Consider the following 19,087-nt stretch of genomic DNA (forward strand, 5'->3'; position numbering starts at 1 on the left):
TTTGCGGCGTCTGCCCTCTCGCGGCAGGTGGAAGGGGAGGATAGCGCGGTGTCGCTGACGCGCGTCTGCCTCCGAGCTCCCGGGGAGCTTTCAGCGGCAGGCAGCGGGGTCGCGGGCTCTCGTGGGGAGGTGCGAGCGGTCGGCGGACGGTCTCGTTTTCGCCGCCGGCGCGCGCCATCGTCCGCGGGCGCGCCCACGACGGGTACGATGTGGCTCGAGAGGCCACGTTTTGAGCGGAGGGCGACCATGCCGTTTTCCATCGTTCGCAACGACATCTCGCGCATGGGCGCGGACGTGCTGGTCAACGCCGCCAACGAGCGCCTGGCTCCCGGCGGGGGCGTGTGCGGGGCGCTCTATGCAGCCGCGGGCTTTGACCGCATGCTCGAGGCGTGCCGCGCGATCGGCGGCTGCCCGACGGGCGGAGCCGTGACGACGCCCGGCTTTGACCTGCCGTGCCGCTGGGTCGTCCATGCGGTCGGTCCCGTCTGGGGCGGCGGGGGCCATGGCGAGGAGGCGCTGCTGCGTCGCTGCTATCAGAGCGTCTTTGCCGAGGTGGAGCGGCTCGGGGCGGAGTCTGTCGCCTTCCCGCTCATATCCGCTGGCATCTACGGGTACCCCGTCGCGGAGGCGCTCGAGGTCGCGCGCGAGGAGGCCGCGGCGTTTCTCGACCGCCGCCCGGACGTTGACGTGACGCTCGTCGTGTTCTCGCGCGACGTCGTGGCCGCGGGCGTGGCGCTCATGGGCGAGCTGCGCGAGTTCATCGGAGACGCGTACGTGGAGGAGAGCCCCTTCATGTGCGACCGCCGCGCCGAGCTCGACATGGCGACGCCGATGACCGGGCGCTCGGCCCCCGCTCCCCGCGCTGTCGCCCGATGCGCCGCGGCGCCCGAGTCAAAAGACGAGCTCGTCGAGCGCCTGGCGCACCTCGACGCGTCCTTCTCTCAGGCCCTTCTCGCCCTGATCGACGAGCGTGGCCTCACGGACGCGGAGGTCTACAAGCGCGCCAACCTGAGCCGGCAGCTCTTCTCCAAGATTCGCTCCCGCGCGGACTATCGCCCGAGCAAGCCCACGGCCGTGGCGCTGGCGATGGCGCTCGGGCTCTCGCTGGGCGAGACGCGCGCGCTTCTTGCCCGGGCGGGGCTCGCGCTCTCGCGAAGCAGCAGGTTCGACGTGATCGTGGAGTTCTACCTCGCGCGCGGCGTGCATGACGTCATGACCGTCAACGAGGCGCTCTTCTCCTTTGACCAGCCGCTGATCGGCTCCTCGTAACCTTCACGTTGGGAACCTGCACGTTGGGGACTGTCCCCAACGTGCGGGTGGTGCCCTGCCGGCAGATGTCCCCCGGCGGTTTACCTCTGGCGCGCGTCGGCCGCGTAACCTCCCAGTCGAAGGCAGTTGCGACGAAGGAGGCAGAGATGGGAAAAGACACGGGGCGCACCGAGATCGTCTTCATCCTCGACGCGAGTGGCTCGATGGCGGGTCTGGAGGACGACACGATCGGCGGTTTCAACAGCCTGGTCGAGAGGAGCCGCGAGGAGCCGGGGGAGGCCACGGTCTCCACGATCCTCTTCTCGAACGAGTCGCGCGTGGTGCACGACCGCCTGGACATCCGACGGGTGCCGCGCCTGACCCGGCGCGACTACCGCTGCTGCGGCTGCACGGCGCTTCTCGACGCGGTGGGCGGGGCGATCAAGCACGTCGACCTGGTGCAGGACGTGCTCCCGGAGGGCTACCGAGCCGACAAGGTGCTCTTTGTCGTCACCACCGACGGCATGGAGAACGCGAGCCGGCGCTTCACCTACCCGCGCGTCAGGCGCATGATCGAGCGTCGGCGCGAGCGGGGCTGGGAGTTTCTCTTCATCGGCGCCAACATCGACGCCGCCGCCGAGGCGGGACAGCTGGGAATCGCCCCGGAGCACGCGGCGGACTATCTCGCGGACGCACGCGGTACGGAGGTGCTCTACGAGGCCATGGCGACTGCCGTCGCGCAGGTGCGCGCGAGCGCCCCGGGGACGGGGATCTCGGACGCGTGGCGCACGGGCGTCGACGCCGACGTGCGGGCACGACGCCGGTAGCGGGACGTCACGGACCGCGGGTCGTGGCACGAGCGAGCCTGGTGCCGCGGCGCAATGGAGACGCTATCCCGTTGCGCTGTGACGCCGGGCTCGTCGGTCATCTTCCTCGTTGAGCCGCTCTGCGAGCCAAATCTTCACCAGAGACTGTCGCGTCACGCCGTACTCCTCGGCGTATCTGTCCAGGCGGGAGACCATGTGGGCGGTCATGTCCACGCTCATGCGGCGTTGGGCCTGACGAGGGCGCTCGAAGGTCGCCTCGTCGGCGTAGGGGAGGACCTCCTTGCCGCTGTCAAAGAGCTCGTCGATGCGGTCTGAGGTTGCCTTCTCAGCCATGGTATCGCCCCACTTCCGCCTTGCTTGACGCTCGCGCCGAGATGATTCGGACTCGTTCCTCCTGGCCGCCGCGATAGGTGATGATCGCCGAAAGGTATCGGGAACGGGCTACTCGGCCAACGACCAGCCATCGGTTCTCAGGATCATCTGCCACCTTGACGCGATAGTGCAGGGGATCGTTCCAGATTTCGCGCGCCTCCCAAAAGGTAACTCCGTGCTTCTTGAAGTTCGACTCGTTTTTCCTGCGGTTCCGCTCAAACTCCGGTCCGTCTTCCATTATGACCCGTTTCTAAGCTGTATGAACATAAAAACACTGCAAAAATCGTGCTATACCGTTATGCTTCGAGTGTATCGAGCCAATGAGTCGCCCGTCTGCCTTGCGGCTGACGTGGAGCTTCGCCCCGCAGGTGGGGCTGGCCAAGGAGGACGCCTCACGCACGCATCTATCGGCGAGCGGTCTTGCACTCGTCGTGGGCGGCGTTGGTGCCCGACGAACCAACGAGGCGCACGTACGGAACGCCGTCGGACGACCTCTCGAGCCAACGTCGCCATGAAGGTAGGCGCGAGGGACGAGCGGGCTCTCCGCCCGCTCCGCTACACTGAGGTGCGAAATGACCCGCATCCTCGGATCCTCGCATCAAGCGGGAACGGAGCCGCCATGACCGCGCTCGAACTCATGCGCTCGGACGAGCCCTATGCCGTGAGCTACCTCGACGTGCCCAACCACCTGCAGGCTCGCGCGCAGAAGCTCTGCTGGCGCTTCAACCAGTTGGACCCGACGGACGTCGATGGCCGCGCCGCCATCCTGGGCGAGCTCTTCGGCACCTGGCACCCGCGCGCCACGGTCAAGCCCGTCTTTCGCTGCGACTACGGCTTCAACGTCCACTTCCGCGGGTTTGCGCTCGTGAACTACAACTGCGTCCTTCTCGACACCTCGCCCATCCGCATCGGCGAGGGAACATTCATCGCGCCAGGCTGCGTGCTCGCCTGTGCGGGCCATGCCGTGGACCCCGAGCAGCGCATGGAGGGCATCCAGACCTCGGCGCCCATCACCATTGGCGACAACGTGTGGCTCGGCGCCAACGTCACCGTCTGCGGCGGCGTGACCATCGGGGACGGGGCCGTCATCGGGGCGGGCAGCGTGGTCACGCGCGACGTACCCGCGGGCATGCTCGCGGCGGGCGTCCCGTGCCGCGTTATCCGTGCGGTGGGGCCGGACGACCGTCTCGCGCTCACGCCGCTCGACAGAGGCTAGTTGTCGCTGCGCGAGAAGCCGTTTCGCATCCGCATGCTCGCCTCGTAGAGCACCTTGTCGAGAAGGCCCTCGGTCTGACGGCGGCACTCGTTGGCGATGGCGGCGTTGCAGGCCACGAGGTCGCCGCCCTGCTCGTCGCAGGCGCGCACCATCGCGGCGCAGCGAGCCGTGAGGGCCTCCTGGTAGCGCTCGACGTGCGGCAGGCACGCCCCGTAGGCGGCGTCGGCGAGCGCGCCGACGAGGCGGTTGGCCCAATAGAAGTTCTCGCTGGTCACACGCGTGGTCGTGTCCTCGAAGTAGGCAGGCGTCTCGGTGACGCCCGCGTAGAGCGGCACGAGCGCGTTGAAGGCGTTGGAGCCGTACGCGACCCACTGCAGCGCCGCGCGCTCCGCCGGCACGTAGGGGCGCAGCTGGAGCACCGCGAGCTGGCTGTTGCGGTTGATGCCGATCGGGCGGTAGCGGCCGCGCGTGGCCTCGGTGCCCGCGGAGCCGTAGGGGTCGTACGGCGTGCCCTGGTAGTGGAGCGACAGCACGTACTTGACGTCCTCGATCGTGATCTTGCGCTCGGGCTCTCGGCACCAGGGCAGGCAGTCGCTCTCGGGGCCAAAGTCCTCGGCGGGCGCGGCCGTGTCCCAGTTGCCGGCGTGCGGGTTGAGAAAGCGCTGCATGGCCCAGGCGCGCGGCGTGTTGTAGACGTGGTCGGAGTCCGAGTGGCTGCCGAAGGTGTCGCGCGGGTTGAAGTGCGCGCCGCGCATGCCGATGGTGAGGTCGAGATGGTTTGTTGCCATCCACTCGCGCAGGTCCGCCGAGCAGAGGCTCTCCTCCTGGGCGCCGAAGGCGTCGTCGAGGTCGAAGTCGTCGATGCCCAGCTGGTTGGGCATCGTGACGTAGGAGTCGTCGGGCACGCGCCGCGCGATCCAGTGGTGGCCGCCCACGGTCTCGAGCCACCAGATCTCGTCGGCGTCGGAGAAGGCGACGCCGTTCATCTCGTAGGTGCCGTAGCGCTCGAGCAGCGCGCCCAGGCGCTCCACGCCGTCGCGGGCGCTCGTGGCGTAGGGAAGCACGAGCGTGACCATGTCCTCCTCGCCGATGCCGCCGAGCGCGCCCGCCTCGGCGTCGTAGCGCACGAGCGGGTCGGCCGCGAGCACGCGCTCGTTGGAGGTGATGGTCTCCGTGGCGCTCATCCCGACGTTGCGCTCGTTGAAGCCGGCCTCCTCCCAGAGGCCCTCCTTGAGGTCGGCGTTGGGAAGCGCCGTGTAGCGCATGCCGGGCTCGGGGAGCTCGATCTCGAGGTGCGAGAGGACGCTTCTGTAGACGGTGCCGGCGGCAGGGGCCTCGCGTGCGACGAGGCGCTTGGGACAGAACTCGCCGTTGGACGAGTCCTCGTTGCGGGCGACAATCGTGGATCCGTCGTAGCTGGCCTTCTTGCCAACGAGAATGGTGGTGCAGGGCATGGTTCCTCCTTCGAGTGCGCCTCGGCGCCGCTCGCCGACGCGCCGTCATCTGCGTCGCCACCATCTTAGCGATATGCCAGACTGGGGTCGTCCCCGTTTGCCGAGGAGGGGAGGACCCGTGATCAGCATGAGCGCCAAGATCGGCGTCTCCGCTGCGACGAGCATGGCGTCGCAGGCCATCGGGCGTCTGGGCACGACCGTGGAGCAGGCGGGCGAGATGGGTCGCACGTGGGATGACTGCTCCGTGCGCGTGATCGTGGCGGAGAAGTATTTCATGCGAATCGGGAGCTTTGCGAGCCTCACGGTCATGGTCTCGGGCGACGCCGAGTCCTCGCGCGTGGATGCGGTGGCGTCGGGTGCCGGAGACGGCCTGCTCAACTTCAACTGGGGTGCGCGGCAGGACTTCGAGGAGGACTTCCGCCGACAGATGCGCGACCTGGGGTACGCGTAGCGCGACGGCCCTTTCCCGCGGCAGGCACGTCTGCAAAACAGGTCTCCGATCCATATTTGCCGGCTCCGGAAAACAAAAGCGGGCTTCGATCCATGAGTTTTTCGGCAATATGGCCGGCATGAGAACGCTGCCGGTGAGCGAATCCTGCGCAAACGCCCTCGAAGGCGTTTGCGGCAAGGCGCCGAGGCCGATTTTTCCATGGATCGAAGGCGGCTTTTGCTTTCACGGGCAGCGGAATATGGATCGTAGAGCGCTTTTGCAGTCTCCTTCCGCAGCGTGCCGATCGCGCCTCGTCTGTGGCCATGATATTGCCCGCGCGTGACGCTCCGTTGCGGCGCGCCCCTGGGCGCGCGATACTATACGGGCACGTTTCACACGCCCGGAGGTACCCATGTCCATGAAGTTCAAGCGTCTCCTGCCCATCCCCAAGGACATTCGAGCCGAGATGCCGCTCTCTGCCGAGATGACCGCCCGCAAGGCCGACTTCGACAGGAGCGTCGCCGACGTTCTCTCCGGACGTGACGAGCGCCTGCTGCTCATCATCGGCCCGTGCTCGGCCGACCGCGAGGACTCGGTGCTGGACTACGCCACCCGCCTGGCCGCCCTCGCCGAGACCGTCAAGGACCGCCTCGTCGTCATCCCGCGCGTCTACACCAACAAGCCGCGCACCAAGGGCACGGGCTACAAAGGCCTGCTGCACAACCCCAACCCGGAGGCGGCGGACGACCTGCTCGAGGGCGTCAAGGCAATCCGTCGCATGCACCTGCGCGTGGTGGAGGAGACGGGCCTCTTCACCGCGGACGAGATGCTCTATCCCACCAACTACCAGTACCTCATCGACCTTCTGGCATACATCGCGGTGGGCGCGCGCTCCGTCGAGAACCAGGAGCACCGCCTGGTGGCCTCCGGCGTCCCCATGCCCGTGGGCATGAAGAATCCCACGGGTGGCTCCACCGACGTCATGCTCAACTCCATCTATGCCGCCCAGCAGCCGCAGACCTTCATCTTCCGAAACTGGGAGGTCTCGACCACGGGCAACCCGCTCGCCCACGCCGTGCTGCGTGGCTACGTGGGCCTCGACGGCATCAACTACCCCAACTATCACTACGAGTACCTCGAGCGCCTGGCGGAGAAGTATACGGCGGCGAGCTTTGAGAACCCCGCCGCGGTCATCGACTGCAACCACGACAACTCGGGCAAGCGGCCGTTCCAGCAGATTCGCATCTGCCACGAGGTCCTCGACTCGATGAGCCGTTCGGACACGATCCGTCGTCTCGTGCGCGGCTTCATGGTCGAGTCCTACCTCGTGGACGGCAACCAGCCGGTCACCGGGTCCACCTACGGCCAGTCCATCACGGACGCGTGCCTGGGCTGGGAGAAGACCGAGCGCCTCGTGAAGGAGATCGCCGAGCGCGCGTAGCGACGCCCGGGCGTCCGGCCTACCTGCCGCGCTCGGCGCGACGGGCGGCGCGGGCGTCGAGTGCGATCTGGCGCAGCTCCTTGGCGCGCGCCGGCTTCATCGCGGGCACGCCCTTGAGCGGGTACTCCAGCCCGAGCTTCTCGTACTTGGGCTTGCCCATCGTGTGGTAGGGGAGCAGGTCGAGCCCCACGACGTTGTCCCAGTTCCCGATGATGCGGCCCACTGCGGCGACCTCCTCCTCGGAGTCGGTGATGCCGGGGACGACCACGTGGCGGATCAGCGTGGGGATGCGCCGGCGCGCGAGCTCGTCTCCGAGCTCGAGGGCATGGCTTGCGGGCAGGCCGCAGAGCTCCTCGTGGCGAGCCGCGTCGGAGGTCTTGATGTCCAGGAGCACCATGTCGGTGGCGTCGAGCAGCTCGGAGAAGCGCGCGGCGCCCGCGGCGGAGTAGGTTGCCCCGGAGGTGTCCAGGCAGGTGTGGATGCGCCCGGCCGGCGCCGCGTGGGCGGCGCGGAACAGCGCCGCGACGAAGTCGGGCTGGGCCATCGGCTCGCCGCCGGTGACGGTGATGCCGCCGCGCTTGTAGAACGGGCGGTTGCGCTCGTAGCGCTCGAGCAGCTCGCCCACGGTCACGCTGGTGCCGGGACCGGTGCCGTCGGCGCGGGCGAACTCCCAGGTGTCGGGGTTGTGGCAGTACTGACAGCGCATCGGGCAGCCCTGGCAGAACACCACGAACCGCGTGCCGGGCCCGTCCACCGTGCCAAAGCTCTCGGTTGAGTGCACCCTTCCGCCCACGTCAACGTCGCGAGCACGATCCTCGGTTCCCACAGTCACATCCGCACCTTCCACCCAGATTCGTCATACAACCATGATAGACAGAGGCGGGCGGGGAGGTTGCGGAGCAAAGTATCTGAGCGCCAGAGGCGCGAAGCACTTTGCGAAGCAACCTCCCCGCCCGCCTTACGGACAGGTCAGGTTGACCTTACATCGCCTCGTGGAAGGTACGGGAGATGACGTCGTCCTGCTGCTTCTTGGTGAGGGAGTTGAACTTCACCGCGTAGCCGGAGACGCGAATGGTGAGCTGCGGGTACTTCTCGGGGTGGGCCTGGGCGTCAAGCAGGGTCTCCTTGGTGAAGACGTTGACGTTGAGGTGGTGGCCGCCCTCCTCGACATAGCCGTCGATCATGCTGACGAGGTTATCGACCTGCTCGGCAGAAGCGCTCATGTGAGTTCCTTTCTCGTATGGGTCGCCCGCGAGGGGCGACCCCCTTTTTCTCACAGTGTACTCGATAATTGCCACTCAGACGGTGACAATTACCGAATCTGCAAATTGGGGGCTGCGCCCAACTTACAGGTCTAGCAGCAGCCGCAGTCCGGGGCCGGGTTCTCGATCTGGATGTCAACGCCGAGAGCGTCGAGGTCGAGCTCGCCGAACATGACCTCGCCATCCTTGCCGAGGGCGTTGGGAACGATGGAGAACGTGTTGGAGATGCCGTCCTGGGCGTCCTTGAACGGGAGCTTGGCGACGGAGGCCAGCGAGGCGACGGCGCCGTGGGTGTCACGACGGTGCATCGGGTTGGCGCCCGGGGCGAACGGCTCGCCGGCGCGACGGCCGTCGGGCGTGTTGCCGGTGGCGTTGCCGTAGACCACGTTCGAGGTGATCGTGAGGATCGAGGTCGTGGGAACGGAGTTGCGGTAGGTGTCGGTCTCGCGGACGTACTTCATGAAGACCTCGACCACGTCGTGGGCGATCTGGTCCACGCGGTCGTCGTCGTTGCCGTACTTGGGGAAGTCGCCCTCGACCTGGTAGTCGGTCACGAGGCCGGTCTCGTCGCGGATGACCTTGACCTTCGCGTACTTGATCGCGGAGAGGGAGTCGGCCACGACGGAGAGGCCGGCGATGCCCGTGGCGAACCAGCGGTGGACGTGCTCGTCGTGCAGGGCCATCTGCAGGCGCTCGTAGCAGTACTTGTCGTGCATGTAGTGGATGATGTTGAGGGAGTTGACGTAGACCTCGGCCAGCCACTGCATCATGTCGCGGTACTTGATGATGACGTCGTCGTAGTCGAGGTAGTCGCCCTCAACCGGACGGAACCTCGGGCCGACCTGCTCGCCGGTCTTCTCGTCGCGGCCGCCGTTGATGGCGTACAGGAGGCACTTGGCGAGGTTGGCGCGGGCGCCGAAGAACTGCATCTCCTTGCCGATGCGCATGGAGGACACGCAGCACGCGATTGCGTAGTCGTCGCCGTGGTAGACGCGCATGAGGTCGTCGTTCTCGTACTGGATGGAGCTGGTGGTGATGGAGATCTTGGCGCAGTAGCGCTTGAAGGCCTCGGGCAGGCGCGTGGACCAGAGCACCGTGAGGTTGGGCTCGGGGCTGGTGCCCATGTTCTCGAGGGTGTGGAGGTAACGGAAGGCGGTCTTGGTGACCATGGAGCGGCCGTCGACGCCCATGCCGCCGATGGACTCCGTGACCCACTGCGGGTCGCCGGAGAACAGCTCGTTGTACTCGGGGGTGCGCGCGAACTTGACCATGCGGAGCTTCATGACCAGGTGGTCGATGATCTCCTGCGCCTCGGCCTCGGTGAGCGTGCCGTTCTTGAGGTCGCGCTCGGCGTAGATGTCCAGGAACGTGGAGTTGCGGCCGATGGACATGGCGGCGCCGTTCTGCTCCTTGACCGCGGCGAGGTAGCCGAAGTACAGCCACTGCACGGCCTCCTGGAAGTTCTTGGCCGGCTTGGAGATGTCGAAGCCGTAGATCTTGCCGAGCTGGTTGAGCTCCTGGAGGGCACGGATCTGCTCCGCGAGCTCCTCGCGGTGACGGATGGTGGCCTCGTTCATGGTCTTCTGGGTGCCGGCGTGCTCGGCCTTCTTCTCCTCGATGAGGCGGTCGACGCCGTAGAGGGCGACGCGGCGGTAGTCGCCGATGATGCGGCCGCGGCCGTAGGCGTCGGGCAGGCCGGTGATGATGTGGCTGTGACGGCACGCGCGCATCTCGGGCGTGTAGCAGTCAAAGACGCCGGCGTTGTGGGTCTTGCGGTAGTTCGTGTAGATGTTCACGATCTCCGGGTCGACCTCGTAGCCGTTCTGCTTGCACGCGGCAACGGCCATGCGGATGCCGCCGTTGACCATGAGGGCGCGCTTGAGCGGCTTCTCGGTCTGAAGGCCCACGATCTTCTCGAGGCCCTGGTCGATGTAGCCCGCGGGGTGGGAGATGATCGTGGAGACGAGGTCGGTGTCCATGTCGAGGACGCCGCCGGCCTCGCGCTCCTGCTGGAAGAGGTCCATGACCTCATCCCAGAGCTTGGTCGTGTTCTCCGTGGGGCCGGCGAGGAAGGACTCGTCGCCGTCGTAGGGGGTGTAGTTCTTCTGGATGAAGTCACGAACGTCGATCTCGTGCTCCCAGTTGCCACCCACAAAGCCCTGCCATGCTTCCTGACTCACTGCTCACGCTCCTTTGACGTGGTCGTTGTGTCGCCGTTTGGGTAACGGCACACTTCAAACTACCAGATGTGTCAAGGATTTGTGATGAGAATAAGTTAGCCTAGGCTGTCACCTTGCAAACTACACAGTAAAACACAGCATCTTGTGCCGAGAAGAACCTCTGGCATCAACCTGTAGTGGTATGCGGCTATACCGGGCTCGTGCCCAAACCCGGCTGCGGGCGGCGGCCGGCGCCTACTTGCCCGGCGCGATCCAGAACTTGAGGACCGGGAAGCTCACCACCACGGCGAGCAGGGTGTTCACGACCGAGGCGATGGTGCCGGCGAGCGTGGCGTCGATGCCGAGGCTCTGCTGACAGAAGCTCATGACGTAGTTGGGCAGCAGCAGGTTCACGACCACGATCAGCACGGCGAGCACCGCGTACTTCCAGGCGGTGTCGCGGAAGGAGGCGTCGGACCTGAAGACCCACTTCATCTGCACGAAGAAGTTCACGACCTGCGCCATGACCTCGGCGATGAGAAACGTCACGAAGGCGCCGACGCCCGTGTCGCGATAGTCGAAGAACAGGAGCTGGAACGGCTGCGTGAGGCCGAGCGCGTCGACGAAGATCGCGGTGCCCGCGGCGGTCAGCGCGATGCGCACGATGGTCGAGATGTTGGAGAGGACGTTGAACTTGATGAACTCCCAGATGCCCTGGTGATTCTCGGTCCAGCTCTTGAAGCTCATGATGCGATCCTTCCTTCGTAGTGTGACGAAGGGACTGCCCCTTTGCCACGTCTAGAGCTTGCGGGCAAGGGCGGCGTTGCGGACGAGGTTGAGGAGAACCGCCCCCACGAGGGGCACGACGATCCACGCGAGCCACAGCAGGCACCCGACCAGCGGGCCCCAGCCCAGCGCGAGAGCCAGGACGAGAAGGACGGCGCCGCCCCAGCCGAAGCCGCGGACCTCGCGCAGCAGCGCGTCGACCACGCCCTTGTCGGTGATGCCGCCCGTCATGATGCCCATGGCGCGCAGGGGCATGTTCCAGATGAAGAGGGTGTTGATGTCGGAGACCCCGCTGCGCTCCATGGCGCGCACGCGCGACCTCAGGACCAGCCACACTGCCCAGAGGATGGCGGAGCGTCCGTGGTTGAGGTCGCGGAAGCACATGTTGGGCTCTATGCGCGGAGCGTCGTCGGGCACGGGGCGGCCGAGAAGCGCGGCGAAGCTCGCGTCGCTCACGTGCTTCACGCGGGCCGTCTCGTATGGCGTCACGTCGACGTCCGCATAGGGGTCGGGCGCACCCGTTCCGGCAAGCGTCACGCGGCCAACGAGGCGGACGTCCTCGCTCGACGCGCCGACGCGCAGTTCGTAGGTGCCCCCCTCGACCTCCCAGCGCCCGGTCGCAACGTTGAAGTAGGAGAAGGCCCGCTCGTTGAGGGCGATCTCCACGGTCCGGGACTCTCCCGGGGCGAGCTCCACCTTGGCAAAGCCCCTGAGCTCCTGCTCCGGGCGGAAGACCTCGTGCTCGGGCTTGGCCACGTAGAGCTGGGCCACCTCGGCACCAGCACACGAGCCCGTGTTGGTGACCGTGAAGGTCGCGCCGTGATCGGTGGCCTTGAGGTCGGAGTAGGCAAAGTTGGTGTAGGAGAGGCCGAAGCCAAACGGGAAGGCCACGGGTACGTGCGCCGTCTGGAAGTAGCGGTACCCCACGTAGAGGCCTTCGCGATACTCCGCGCGCAGGCCCTCGGCGGGGTAGCTCGCGGAGGAGGGGACGTCCGCCAGGCGCCGCGGCCAGGTCTCCGTGAGCTTGCCCGAGGGGCAGACGGCGCCCGTCACGACGTCGAGCGCCCCGCCTGCCCCTGCCTGGCCGCCGAGCGCGCAGTAGAGGATCGCGGGGGCGTCGGAGACCCAGTCCGTCTCGACGCAGGAGCCTGCGGAGAGCAGGACCACGATGCGCGGGTTCACCTGCGCGACGGCGTGAAGCAGCTCGACCTGGTTGGCGTTGAGCGCCATGGTGCGGCGCTCCGCCCCCTCGGTCTCGGCGACTTCGTCGAGGCCGAGGGCCAGAAGCACCACCTCGGCGCGGCGTGCCAGGTCGACCGCGGCGTCGAGCTTGGCTCGGCTCTCGCCGCCGTGGCGCTCGAAGCCGGGCTCGTAGCCCACGAGCTCGAGGTCCGTCTCGCCCATCGCCTCGAGCAGGCTGACCACCTTCGTGCTGTTGACGGCGGAGGAGCCGGCGCCCTGATAGCGCGGCGTCTTGGCAAAGTCGCCGATCAGGGCCACGCGGGTTCGCGGCGCGAGCGGCAGGAGGCCTCCCTCGTTCTTGAGCAGGACGCAGCCCTCCGCGGCGGCCTCGCGGGCGAGGGCGTGGTGGGCCTCGGCGTCAAAGGCCGCCGGCGCCGCTTCCAGGCCGGCGCGCGTGGCGAGCACGAGCTCGATGGCCTCGTCGACGCGCTCGTCCACGTCCTTCTCGGCCAACCTGCCGGAGCGGACGGCCTCGATGAGCTGGCGCGCCTCGCCGAGGCCCGGCGCCGGCATCTCAAAGGTGGAGCCCGCCGCCACGCCCGCCGCGTGGTCGTTGGAGCCGCCCCAGTCCGTGACGACGGCGCCGTCGAAGCCCCACTCGTCGCGCAGGATGTCCTTGAGCAGGTGCTTGTTCTCGTTGGCATAGGTGCCGTTCACGAGGTTGTAGGAGGTCATGATGGTCTGGGGCGCGCTCTCGCGCACCACGGTCTCAAAGCCCGCGAGGTAGATCTCACGCAGCGTGCGCTCGTCCAGCACGGAGTCGGACGCCTGACGGCGCGTCTCCTGGCTGTTCACGGCAAAGTGCTTGGGGCAGGCGGCGATGCCGTTTGACTGGACGCCGCGAACGAAGGCGGCGGCCATCTTGCCGGAGACCAGCGGGTCCTCTGAGAAGTACTCGAAGTTGCGGCCGCAGAGCGGGTTGCGCTTGATGCACAGTCCCGGCGCGAGCAGCGTGCCCACCTTCTGGACGGCGGCCTCCTGGCCCATTGCCGCGCCGACGCGCTCCTCGAGCTCCTCGTCCCAGGTGTTTGCCATGGTCACGGCAGTGGGGAAGCAGGTGGCGGGCTCCGATCCGGAGAGCCCCAGGTGGTCGGCGTGCTCGCCGGCCTGGTGGCGCACGCCGGACGGGCCGTCCGAGAACTCCATCTGCGGGACTCCCGCGCGATCGAGCGGCCAGGTGCCGAAGGGCTTGGCGCCCTGCAGCAAGACGCACTTCTGCTCGAGCGTGAGCTTGGCGATGATGTCTGCGTGCCTCATGCGTCCTCCTCCGGGCGGTCCCTACCGTCGATGATAGGGGGTCGGGGAGGGGGAGGCGGCGCCGTGACACAATCAGCGCGCTACGCGACACGTTTGGCGGGTGGCGCGACGTTTGGCAGTGAGACGCTCGCCGCCGGCTCTCGCTCGGCGCATGTCTGGCACCGGGGTCTCTTGGGTGCGGCGGGTCTGGCGATCTACGCGTCCTTCTCGCCTGTGCCCTCGCGCAGGGCAGGGATGATGCGCTTGACCACCCAGAAGATGACCACCACGACGACGATGGCGATGATCACGTACTTGACCACGTCGGAGACCCACTCGGCCTGTTCGGTGACCGTCTCCCACGCGCTGCCGGCGGCGGCGCCGAGCGAGCAGAGCACGGTGTTCCACACCGCGGAGCCCAGGAGTGTGTAGAGCGAGAACTTGAGGACGTTCATCTTGGCGGTGCCGGCGGGGATGGAGATGAGGCTGCGCACCACGGGGATGCAGCGGCAGATGAGGACCGTGACCTGGCCCTTGCGGTCGAACCAGTCCACGGCGCTCGAGATGTCCTCGGGCTTGAAGCCCAAAAGGCGCATCGGGCGCGTGCCAAAGAAGGTCATGAGGCGCTCGCGCGAGAGGATGCGGCCCACGCCGTAGAGGATGTAGGCGCCGGTGATCGAGCCCACGGTCGCGGCGATGATCATGCCGGGGAGCGTGAGGTCGGTCGTGGTGGTGAAGAAGCCCGAGAGCGGCAGGATGAGCTCGCTCGGGATGGGCGGGAAGACGTTCTCGAAGAAGATGAGGAACCATACGCCGATGTAGCCGAACTGGCTGATGAGGTTGGTGAACAGGTCCTCCATGGGACTCCCTTGTCGAGGCGGCACAACGTTTCCATTATCGCCGGGCGGGGGCGTGGAGGGGGAAAATCAAGGTATGAACAGAAGTGCGGGCCGGCCGCGGACGCTTTGGGACGTCGGCTGCCGGCCCACTCAACGCCGGGCGAGAAGGGCGCGCCGCCCGCTACAGGCAGGACTCGTAGATCGCGCGGGCGTCGTCCATCGTGAGGGGCTGGAGGTCGCCGAACCTGGCGCCCTTGTTCTGCTCGAGGGTCTCGAGCAGGGCGGGGATGTCGTCTGCCGTGACGCCGAGCTCGCCGAGGGTGCGCGGCATGCCCATCGAGACGAAGAAGGCCTGCAGCTCGTCGATCGTGGCGGTCACGGCGTCCGCGACGGCCTCCTCGGGCGTGACGTCCACGCCGTCTGCCTCCGCGTCCACCGGTTCGATGCCAAAGACGGAGCGGCCGAAGGACAGGAAGCGCTCCGGGGCGCTGCGCCACACGTAGCGCATCCACGCGGGGAAGACCACGGCGAGGCCGGCGCCGTGGGTGATGCCGGTGTGGTGAGCGGAGAGCTCGTGCTCGAGACCGTGGCACTCCCAGCCGCCCGCGCGCCCGCCGGCAACGGCGTTGCGCCCCACGCCGGCGATGTCGTTGTGCGCAAGGGTGCTCGCCCACATGATGTTGGCCTGCGCGTCGTAGTCGCGCGGGTCTGCGAGGGCGCGCGGCGCCTCCTCGACGAGCGCGTGGATGATGCCGCAGGCGATGTTGTCGGTCACCGGGACCGGGCCCACGCTCGAGAAGTAGCGCTCCATGATGTGGGCGATCATGTCCGTGACGCCGGCAGCGATCTGGTACGCGGGCAGGGTGAAGGCGAGCTCGGGGTCCATGAAGGCCACGACCGGGCGGTGCAGCTCGCTCGAGAGCCCGCGCTTGAGCTTGAGCTCGTCGTTGGAGATGACGCAGCTCGCCGAGGACTCGGAGCCCGCGGCGGGGATGGTGAGCACGCACGCCACGGGCAGCTTGCCCTCGGCGACGATCTTCGCGCGCTTGGCAAAGAGGTCCCACACGTCGCCCTCGTAGGGGACTCCCACGGCGACGGCCTTGGCGGTGTCGATGACCGAGCCGCCGCCCACGGCGAGGACGAGGTCCGCCCCGCATGCTCGCGCGAGCTCCACGCCCTCCCTCACGAGGCCGACCTCGGGGTTGGGCCGGACGCCGCCGAGCTCGGTGTGCTCTATGCCCTCGGCGTCGAGCGTGGCGAGCACGCGGTCGAGGGTGCCGGTGCGGATGACCGAGCCCTGCCCGTAGATCACGAGCGCGTGACGGTAGCCCGCGGCGGCGAGCTCTGCGCCCACGCGGTCGGTGACGCCGCGACCAAAGACGAACTTGGTGGGGAGGAGGAACGTGAAGTCGTTCATGCGGGTCCTTTCGACGGATGCCGAGAAGAGCTTACCGCGTCGGGGCCCTACCGGGGGAGATCGTCGTAGGCGTCGTCGTCAAGCTCGACGGGATCCTCGCAGGTCTCGTAGCCGGCAAAGCGGCTGAGGTCATCATCGTCGTCGAGCTGCGGGGGTGCGCCCTTCTCGGCAAGATCGTCGAGAAGCGTCTGCCAGCGGGCACGGTCCTGCTCGAAGCCGGCGAGCCGTTCCCGCGCGACCCCGAGGGCAAATGGCGCGAAGTTCTTCTCGGACGCCTCGGAGAGCGCCCGGATGACGTTGCGGCTGCTGCGGTAGAGCTCGTCCTCGAACGCGGCAAACCCGTCCGCGCCCACGACCCACTCGGGAGGCGCGTCCCCCACGCCGTCGATGAGCTGCGGCCCCAGGCCCGTGAGGCCGTCGTGCGTCTCGAGGACGCGTATGGCCACCTCCCAGGGCGCCCCCTCCCCGTAGGCGTAGGTCGCCTCGTGGGTCCGCGGGAAGACGTCGCCCAGGCGCATCGTCGAGGCCCTCACCTCCATGAACTTCTTCTTGCGCGTCTGGGGCCGCGCGATGGCGCCGCGCACGTCGGGCTCGCCGATCAGCAGGTTGCCCCGACTGGTGGAGAGCAGAAAGCCAAACGGTCGCTCGTCCGTCCAGCTGAGGCAGCGCTGGATGATGAGGTGCAGGTCCAGGAAGGTGAGCCCGGCAGGCACCACGACCTTTCTCCAGCACGGGGCGAGGCCGCGGCTCCCGTACGCCTCGCCGTAGAAGCCGCCAAAGTACCCGCAGTAGGAGCCTCGCTCGTTGAGGGCGAGCTGCAGGTGGAGCAGAAGCGACTGTTCGCTTGCCTGGTCGCGATGGTAGGAGGCGGGCGGGTCGGCGAGCACGGTGGGCGAGAAGGGCGTGCCCGCCGGACTCGGGAGCCTGCCGCCGGGCGCGACCGCCGCCACGAACTCGGACATCGTGAGCGGGCCCGCGCCCGCGGAGGACTGGTCGGCGAACAGACGCGGCCAGGAGCCCCTGATCTCGTCGTGCGTGGCGCCGAGGGCGGGTCCGAGTGCGAGCTGGAGGTACTTGATCACCCCGAGCGCCTCGCGCTTGCCCTCCTCGGTCACGAAGACGCCATCGCTGCCGTCCGCGTAGTTGACGAGGCCGTAGTCGCGCAGGGTGACGAGCGTGGCCTCCCTCATCTGCCGGGAGTAGGCGGGCGAGCTGTCGCGCCAGGCGTCCTCCTCCCGGTTGAGGACGAGAAGAGCGAGCGTGAAGAGGCAGTTGAGCGTCTGGTTGAGGTCCCTGTTCATGGCGGCTCCTTCGCATCAAGCAAACGGTTGCGGGAAGCCTACGCCCCGGAGCTGGCCCCGCGTCTGCCAGGGGTCCCCCGGGGAGCTGACACGCGCAGGTCATGGGAGGCCGCCGCAGTGCGAGACCCGCGTTATTCTCGGCAGGCGGTCGGACCCTGCGCCTGGGCGGCGGAGCGCGACGAGCGGGAGGGCGGGCGGCGTCAGACGGGGCGATTTGAGCCATTGGTGGGGCATCGCTCAGGGCGTCGCCGTTGGGATGGCCACGCGACCGCCCGGTCATGCGACGCTGCGCGAAGACCGCCCAACTTCCGTGCACGAACCTGCCACGGCGCTTACCGGGCGCTTACGCTTGCCGGCTATCTTGGACCCAAAGTTCGCCCACGATAAGCCGGAGGTGTGCCATGTTCGAGAGCCTGCTGGGACGAGATGCCTCCTACCTGCGCAGACTTGGGCTGCTGTGCGCCTTGCTCTGCGGCACGTGCGTTCTTCTCGGCATCGTGCTCATGATGTTGCAGCCGTGTGCCTCCAGCGTGGTCGCCACCGCCGGGGCGCTCGTGATGACCCTCGCCGGCATGGGGCTCGCTCGCCGCTCGTAGTCTCCGCGGGCGCCGTCAGGGGCTGTGCGACTCGTCGGGTCAGGCGCGCCGAGCCTCCCATGCCTCCCGCGTGAGGCGCGTGACGTGCACGCGGGTGCACCCGTCGATTGGGCGCGGCGCCGAGGCCGTGTGGACGTGGCTCGGCGCAAGGCCGAGCTTCTCCTGCACGCGACGGCTCTGCTCGTTGCCCTCGTAGTAGCCCGCCCACACCATGTCAAGGTGCAGGTCGGAGAAGGCATGCTCGATGAGGGCGCCCGCCGCCTCCGGCATGTAGCCCCGGCCCCAGTGGTCGCGCGCCAGCCAGTAGCCGATCTCCGCCTCGCGACTGCCGCTCGCCAGGGTCGACGCCTCGCCGATCATGAGGCCGACCGACCCCACCGGGTCCTCCGTATCGCGCCCCCTGAGCACGATGGCGTAAGTCTCCGGGGCGCCAAGGATGGTCCGGATGATCTGGAGGCTCTCCTCGACGCTCTCGTGCGCGGTCCAGCCGGCGCGCGGGCCGACCTCGGGGTCGCTGGCCACGCGGAACAGGGCGGGCGCGTCCGACTCCTGCCAAGGTCGCAGGATGAGGCGGGGCGTCTCAAGTTGCATGGCGACCTCCTTGTTTGGGACCTTTTCCGACCGCGATGTGCGCACTTCTCGGCGGTGTGTACGCAATTGCAAGTTTGATCCGAGGTTCTTCTCAGCAAAACCGCTGGTAGACGTGGTGGCGAGAAGAACCGCGGTTCAGCAGCAGTGTACACAACGCCCGTGACTGTACACAACGACTGCAGCTGCGTACAACGCCCGGGTCCTCCGTTTGACAGGTACCCCTATGGGGTATACACTTCTCAGCAAGTGATACCCCCACAGGGTATAGAAGGGAGCCGCATGGACGAGAAGGACGCCTGCCCGCACTGCGGGGCGCTCAAGCACACGCCGCGCGCGCCGGAGCTCAAGCGCGACGTCACGCGGCGGATCAACCGCGCCATCGGCCAGCTCAACGGCATTCGGGCCATGGTGGAGGAGGACCGCTACTGCGGCGAGGTCCTCACGCAGCTCGCGGCCGTAGAGTCAGCCGTGAAGGCCATCTCGCGCGAGGTCATGCGCGACCACCTGGAGACCTGCGTGGTCGAGCGCATCCAGGCGGGAGACACCGAGGTCACCGACGAGGTCATGGACCTCTTCCGCAAGTTCATGTGACCTGCAAGTTGGGGACAGTCCCCAATTCACATAAAAGTTTTCTGTAATTTGGGGACTGTCCCCAACTCGCAGACGGAGG

General features: G+C 67.6%; 19 protein-coding genes. 7 read left to right on the forward strand and 12 right to left on the reverse strand.

The window, feature by feature from the left end:
* Positions 1–246: 246 nt before the first annotated feature.
* Both NW198_RS00900 and NW198_RS00905 read left to right on the forward strand, forming a co-directional pair.
* Positions 247–1,269 (forward strand): macro domain-containing protein, encoded by a 1,023-nt coding sequence (locus tag NW198_RS00900; RefSeq protein ID WP_258339646.1) that lies wholly within the window; start codon positions 247–249, stop codon positions 1,267–1,269.
* Between the two features lie 146 nt (positions 1,270–1,415).
* A complete protein-coding gene (locus NW198_RS00905; protein ID WP_258339647.1) occupies positions 1,416–2,075 on the forward strand; it encodes a vWA domain-containing protein in 660 nt (219 codons plus the stop codon).
* 63 nt (positions 2,076–2,138) lie between these two features.
* On the opposite strand, the gene brnA is transcribed toward NW198_RS00905, so the two are convergent.
* Positions 2,139–2,408, reverse strand: coding sequence for a type II toxin-antitoxin system BrnA family antitoxin (gene brnA / locus NW198_RS00910; RefSeq protein WP_087313493.1), 270 nt, complete (start codon positions 2,406–2,408; stop codon positions 2,139–2,141).
* Positions 2,401–2,685: a BrnT family toxin gene (locus tag NW198_RS00915; RefSeq protein WP_087313491.1), complete on the reverse strand. Its 285-nt coding sequence runs from the start codon at positions 2,683–2,685 to the stop codon at positions 2,401–2,403. The genes brnA and NW198_RS00915 overlap by 8 nt, the downstream gene beginning before the upstream one ends.
* Positions 2,686–3,066: 381 nt before the next feature.
* Between NW198_RS00915 and NW198_RS00920 the strand changes: the two genes are divergently transcribed.
* Positions 3,067–3,663: a sugar O-acetyltransferase gene (locus NW198_RS00920; RefSeq protein WP_258339648.1), complete on the forward strand. Its 597-nt coding sequence runs from the start codon at positions 3,067–3,069 to the stop codon at positions 3,661–3,663.
* On the opposite strand, the gene NW198_RS00925 is transcribed toward NW198_RS00920, so the two are convergent.
* Positions 3,660–5,117: a C69 family dipeptidase gene (locus tag NW198_RS00925; RefSeq protein ID WP_258339650.1), complete on the reverse strand. Its 1,458-nt coding sequence runs from the start codon at positions 5,115–5,117 to the stop codon at positions 3,660–3,662. The genes NW198_RS00920 and NW198_RS00925 overlap by 4 nt on opposite strands.
* 127 nt (positions 5,118–5,244) lie before the next feature.
* Between NW198_RS00925 and NW198_RS00930 the strand changes: the two genes are divergently transcribed.
* Both NW198_RS00930 and NW198_RS00935 read left to right on the forward strand, forming a co-directional pair.
* Complete coding sequence (locus NW198_RS00930; protein ID WP_239386561.1) at positions 5,245–5,568, forward strand: DUF6054 family protein; 324 nt, start codon at positions 5,245–5,247, stop codon at positions 5,566–5,568.
* 391 nt (positions 5,569–5,959) lie between these two features.
* Entirely contained in the window at positions 5,960–6,988 is a 1,029-nt protein-coding gene (locus NW198_RS00935) for a 3-deoxy-7-phosphoheptulonate synthase (protein ID WP_087313483.1), read from the forward strand.
* A gap of 19 nt (positions 6,989–7,007) precedes the next feature.
* Here NW198_RS00935 and pflA read toward each other — a convergent pair whose 3' ends face one another.
* From pflA to NW198_RS00975, 8 genes are all read right to left on the reverse strand, one after another.
* The gene (gene pflA / locus NW198_RS00940; RefSeq protein ID WP_204204588.1) at positions 7,008–7,820 is read right to left on the reverse strand and encodes a pyruvate formate-lyase-activating protein; all 813 of its coding nucleotides are present in this window, start codon (positions 7,818–7,820) and stop codon (positions 7,008–7,010) included.
* Between the two features lie 148 nt (positions 7,821–7,968).
* Positions 7,969–8,265, reverse strand: a complete 297-nt coding sequence (grcA3, locus tag NW198_RS00945) for an autonomous glycyl radical cofactor GrcA3 (RefSeq protein ID WP_258339651.1) — start codon at positions 8,263–8,265, stop codon at positions 7,969–7,971.
* A gap of 77 nt (positions 8,266–8,342) precedes the next feature.
* On the reverse strand, positions 8,343–10,430 hold the full coding sequence (gene pflB / locus NW198_RS00950) for a formate C-acetyltransferase (RefSeq protein ID WP_258339652.1): 2,088 nt from the start codon (positions 10,428–10,430) through the stop codon (positions 8,343–8,345).
* A 234-nt stretch (positions 10,431–10,664) separates the two neighbouring features.
* Positions 10,665–11,156 carry a GtrA family protein gene (locus NW198_RS00955; RefSeq protein WP_258339653.1) on the reverse strand — a complete coding sequence of 164 codons (492 nt, stop codon included), beginning with the start codon at positions 11,154–11,156 and terminating at the stop codon, positions 10,665–10,667.
* A gap of 51 nt (positions 11,157–11,207) precedes the next feature.
* The gene (locus tag NW198_RS00960) at positions 11,208–13,694 is read right to left on the reverse strand and encodes a glycoside hydrolase family 3 C-terminal domain-containing protein (RefSeq protein ID WP_258339654.1); all 2,487 of its coding nucleotides are present in this window, start codon (positions 13,692–13,694) and stop codon (positions 11,208–11,210) included.
* A gap of 194 nt (positions 13,695–13,888) precedes the next feature.
* Positions 13,889–14,533 carry a DedA family protein gene (locus NW198_RS00965; protein WP_087313472.1) on the reverse strand — a complete coding sequence of 215 codons (645 nt, stop codon included), beginning with the start codon at positions 14,531–14,533 and terminating at the stop codon, positions 13,889–13,891.
* A gap of 160 nt (positions 14,534–14,693) precedes the next feature.
* Positions 14,694–15,929, reverse strand: coding sequence for an iron-containing alcohol dehydrogenase (locus NW198_RS00970; protein ID WP_258339655.1), 1,236 nt, complete (start codon positions 15,927–15,929; stop codon positions 14,694–14,696).
* Positions 15,930–15,976: 47 nt separating this feature from the next.
* Complete coding sequence (locus NW198_RS00975; RefSeq protein WP_087313468.1) at positions 15,977–17,230, reverse strand: hypothetical protein; 1,254 nt, start codon at positions 17,228–17,230, stop codon at positions 15,977–15,979.
* A gap of 401 nt (positions 17,231–17,631) precedes the next feature.
* On the opposite strand from NW198_RS00975, the gene NW198_RS00980 reads away from it, so the two are divergent.
* Positions 17,632–17,826, forward strand: coding sequence for a hypothetical protein (locus tag NW198_RS00980; RefSeq protein WP_087313466.1), 195 nt, complete (start codon positions 17,632–17,634; stop codon positions 17,824–17,826).
* 39 nt (positions 17,827–17,865) lie between these two features.
* Here the strand turns inward: NW198_RS00980 and NW198_RS00985 are convergent, their stop codons facing one another.
* Positions 17,866–18,417 carry a GNAT family N-acetyltransferase gene (locus tag NW198_RS00985; protein WP_087313464.1) on the reverse strand — a complete coding sequence of 184 codons (552 nt, stop codon included), beginning with the start codon at positions 18,415–18,417 and terminating at the stop codon, positions 17,866–17,868.
* Between the two features lie 279 nt (positions 18,418–18,696).
* Here NW198_RS00985 and NW198_RS00990 point away from each other — a divergent pair, with 279 nt between their 5' ends.
* Positions 18,697–19,008 carry a metal-sensing transcriptional repressor gene (locus NW198_RS00990; protein WP_087313462.1) on the forward strand — a complete coding sequence of 104 codons (312 nt, stop codon included), beginning with the start codon at positions 18,697–18,699 and terminating at the stop codon, positions 19,006–19,008.
* The last annotated feature ends 79 nt before the right edge of the window (positions 19,009–19,087 follow it).

This window comes from Thermophilibacter sp. ET337, from assembly GCF_024733715.1.
Classification (GTDB): domain Bacteria; phylum Actinomycetota; class Coriobacteriia; order Coriobacteriales; family Atopobiaceae; genus Thermophilibacter.

Coding starts and splice junctions, on each gene's coding strand:
- NW198_RS00900 (WP_258339646.1), top strand. CDS start 247: ATGCCGTTTTCCATCGTTCGCAACGACATCTCGCGCATGGGCGCGGAC.
- NW198_RS00905 (WP_258339647.1), top strand. CDS start 1,416: ATGGGAAAAGACACGGGGCGCACCGAGATCGTCTTCATCCTCGACGCG.
- brnA (WP_087313493.1), bottom strand. CDS start 2,408: ATGGCTGAGAAGGCAACCTCAGACCGCATCGACGAGCTCTTTGACAGC.
- NW198_RS00915 (WP_087313491.1), bottom strand. CDS start 2,685: ATGGAAGACGGACCGGAGTTTGAGCGGAACCGCAGGAAAAACGAGTCG.
- NW198_RS00920 (WP_258339648.1), top strand. CDS start 3,067: ATGACCGCGCTCGAACTCATGCGCTCGGACGAGCCCTATGCCGTGAGC.
- NW198_RS00925 (WP_258339650.1), bottom strand. CDS start 5,117: ATGCCCTGCACCACCATTCTCGTTGGCAAGAAGGCCAGCTACGACGGA.
- NW198_RS00930 (WP_239386561.1), top strand. CDS start 5,245: ATGAGCGCCAAGATCGGCGTCTCCGCTGCGACGAGCATGGCGTCGCAG.
- NW198_RS00935 (WP_087313483.1), top strand. CDS start 5,960: ATGTCCATGAAGTTCAAGCGTCTCCTGCCCATCCCCAAGGACATTCGA.
- NW198_RS00955 (WP_258339653.1), bottom strand. CDS start 11,156: ATGAGCTTCAAGAGCTGGACCGAGAATCACCAGGGCATCTGGGAGTTC.
- NW198_RS00960 (WP_258339654.1), bottom strand. CDS start 13,694: ATGAGGCACGCAGACATCATCGCCAAGCTCACGCTCGAGCAGAAGTGC.
- NW198_RS00965 (WP_087313472.1), bottom strand. CDS start 14,533: ATGGAGGACCTGTTCACCAACCTCATCAGCCAGTTCGGCTACATCGGC.
- NW198_RS00970 (WP_258339655.1), bottom strand. CDS start 15,929: ATGAACGACTTCACGTTCCTCCTCCCCACCAAGTTCGTCTTTGGTCGC.
- NW198_RS00975 (WP_087313468.1), bottom strand. CDS start 17,230: ATGAACAGGGACCTCAACCAGACGCTCAACTGCCTCTTCACGCTCGCT.
- NW198_RS00980 (WP_087313466.1), top strand. CDS start 17,632: ATGTTCGAGAGCCTGCTGGGACGAGATGCCTCCTACCTGCGCAGACTT.
- NW198_RS00985 (WP_087313464.1), bottom strand. CDS start 18,417: ATGCAACTTGAGACGCCCCGCCTCATCCTGCGACCTTGGCAGGAGTCG.
- NW198_RS00990 (WP_087313462.1), top strand. CDS start 18,697: ATGGACGAGAAGGACGCCTGCCCGCACTGCGGGGCGCTCAAGCACACG.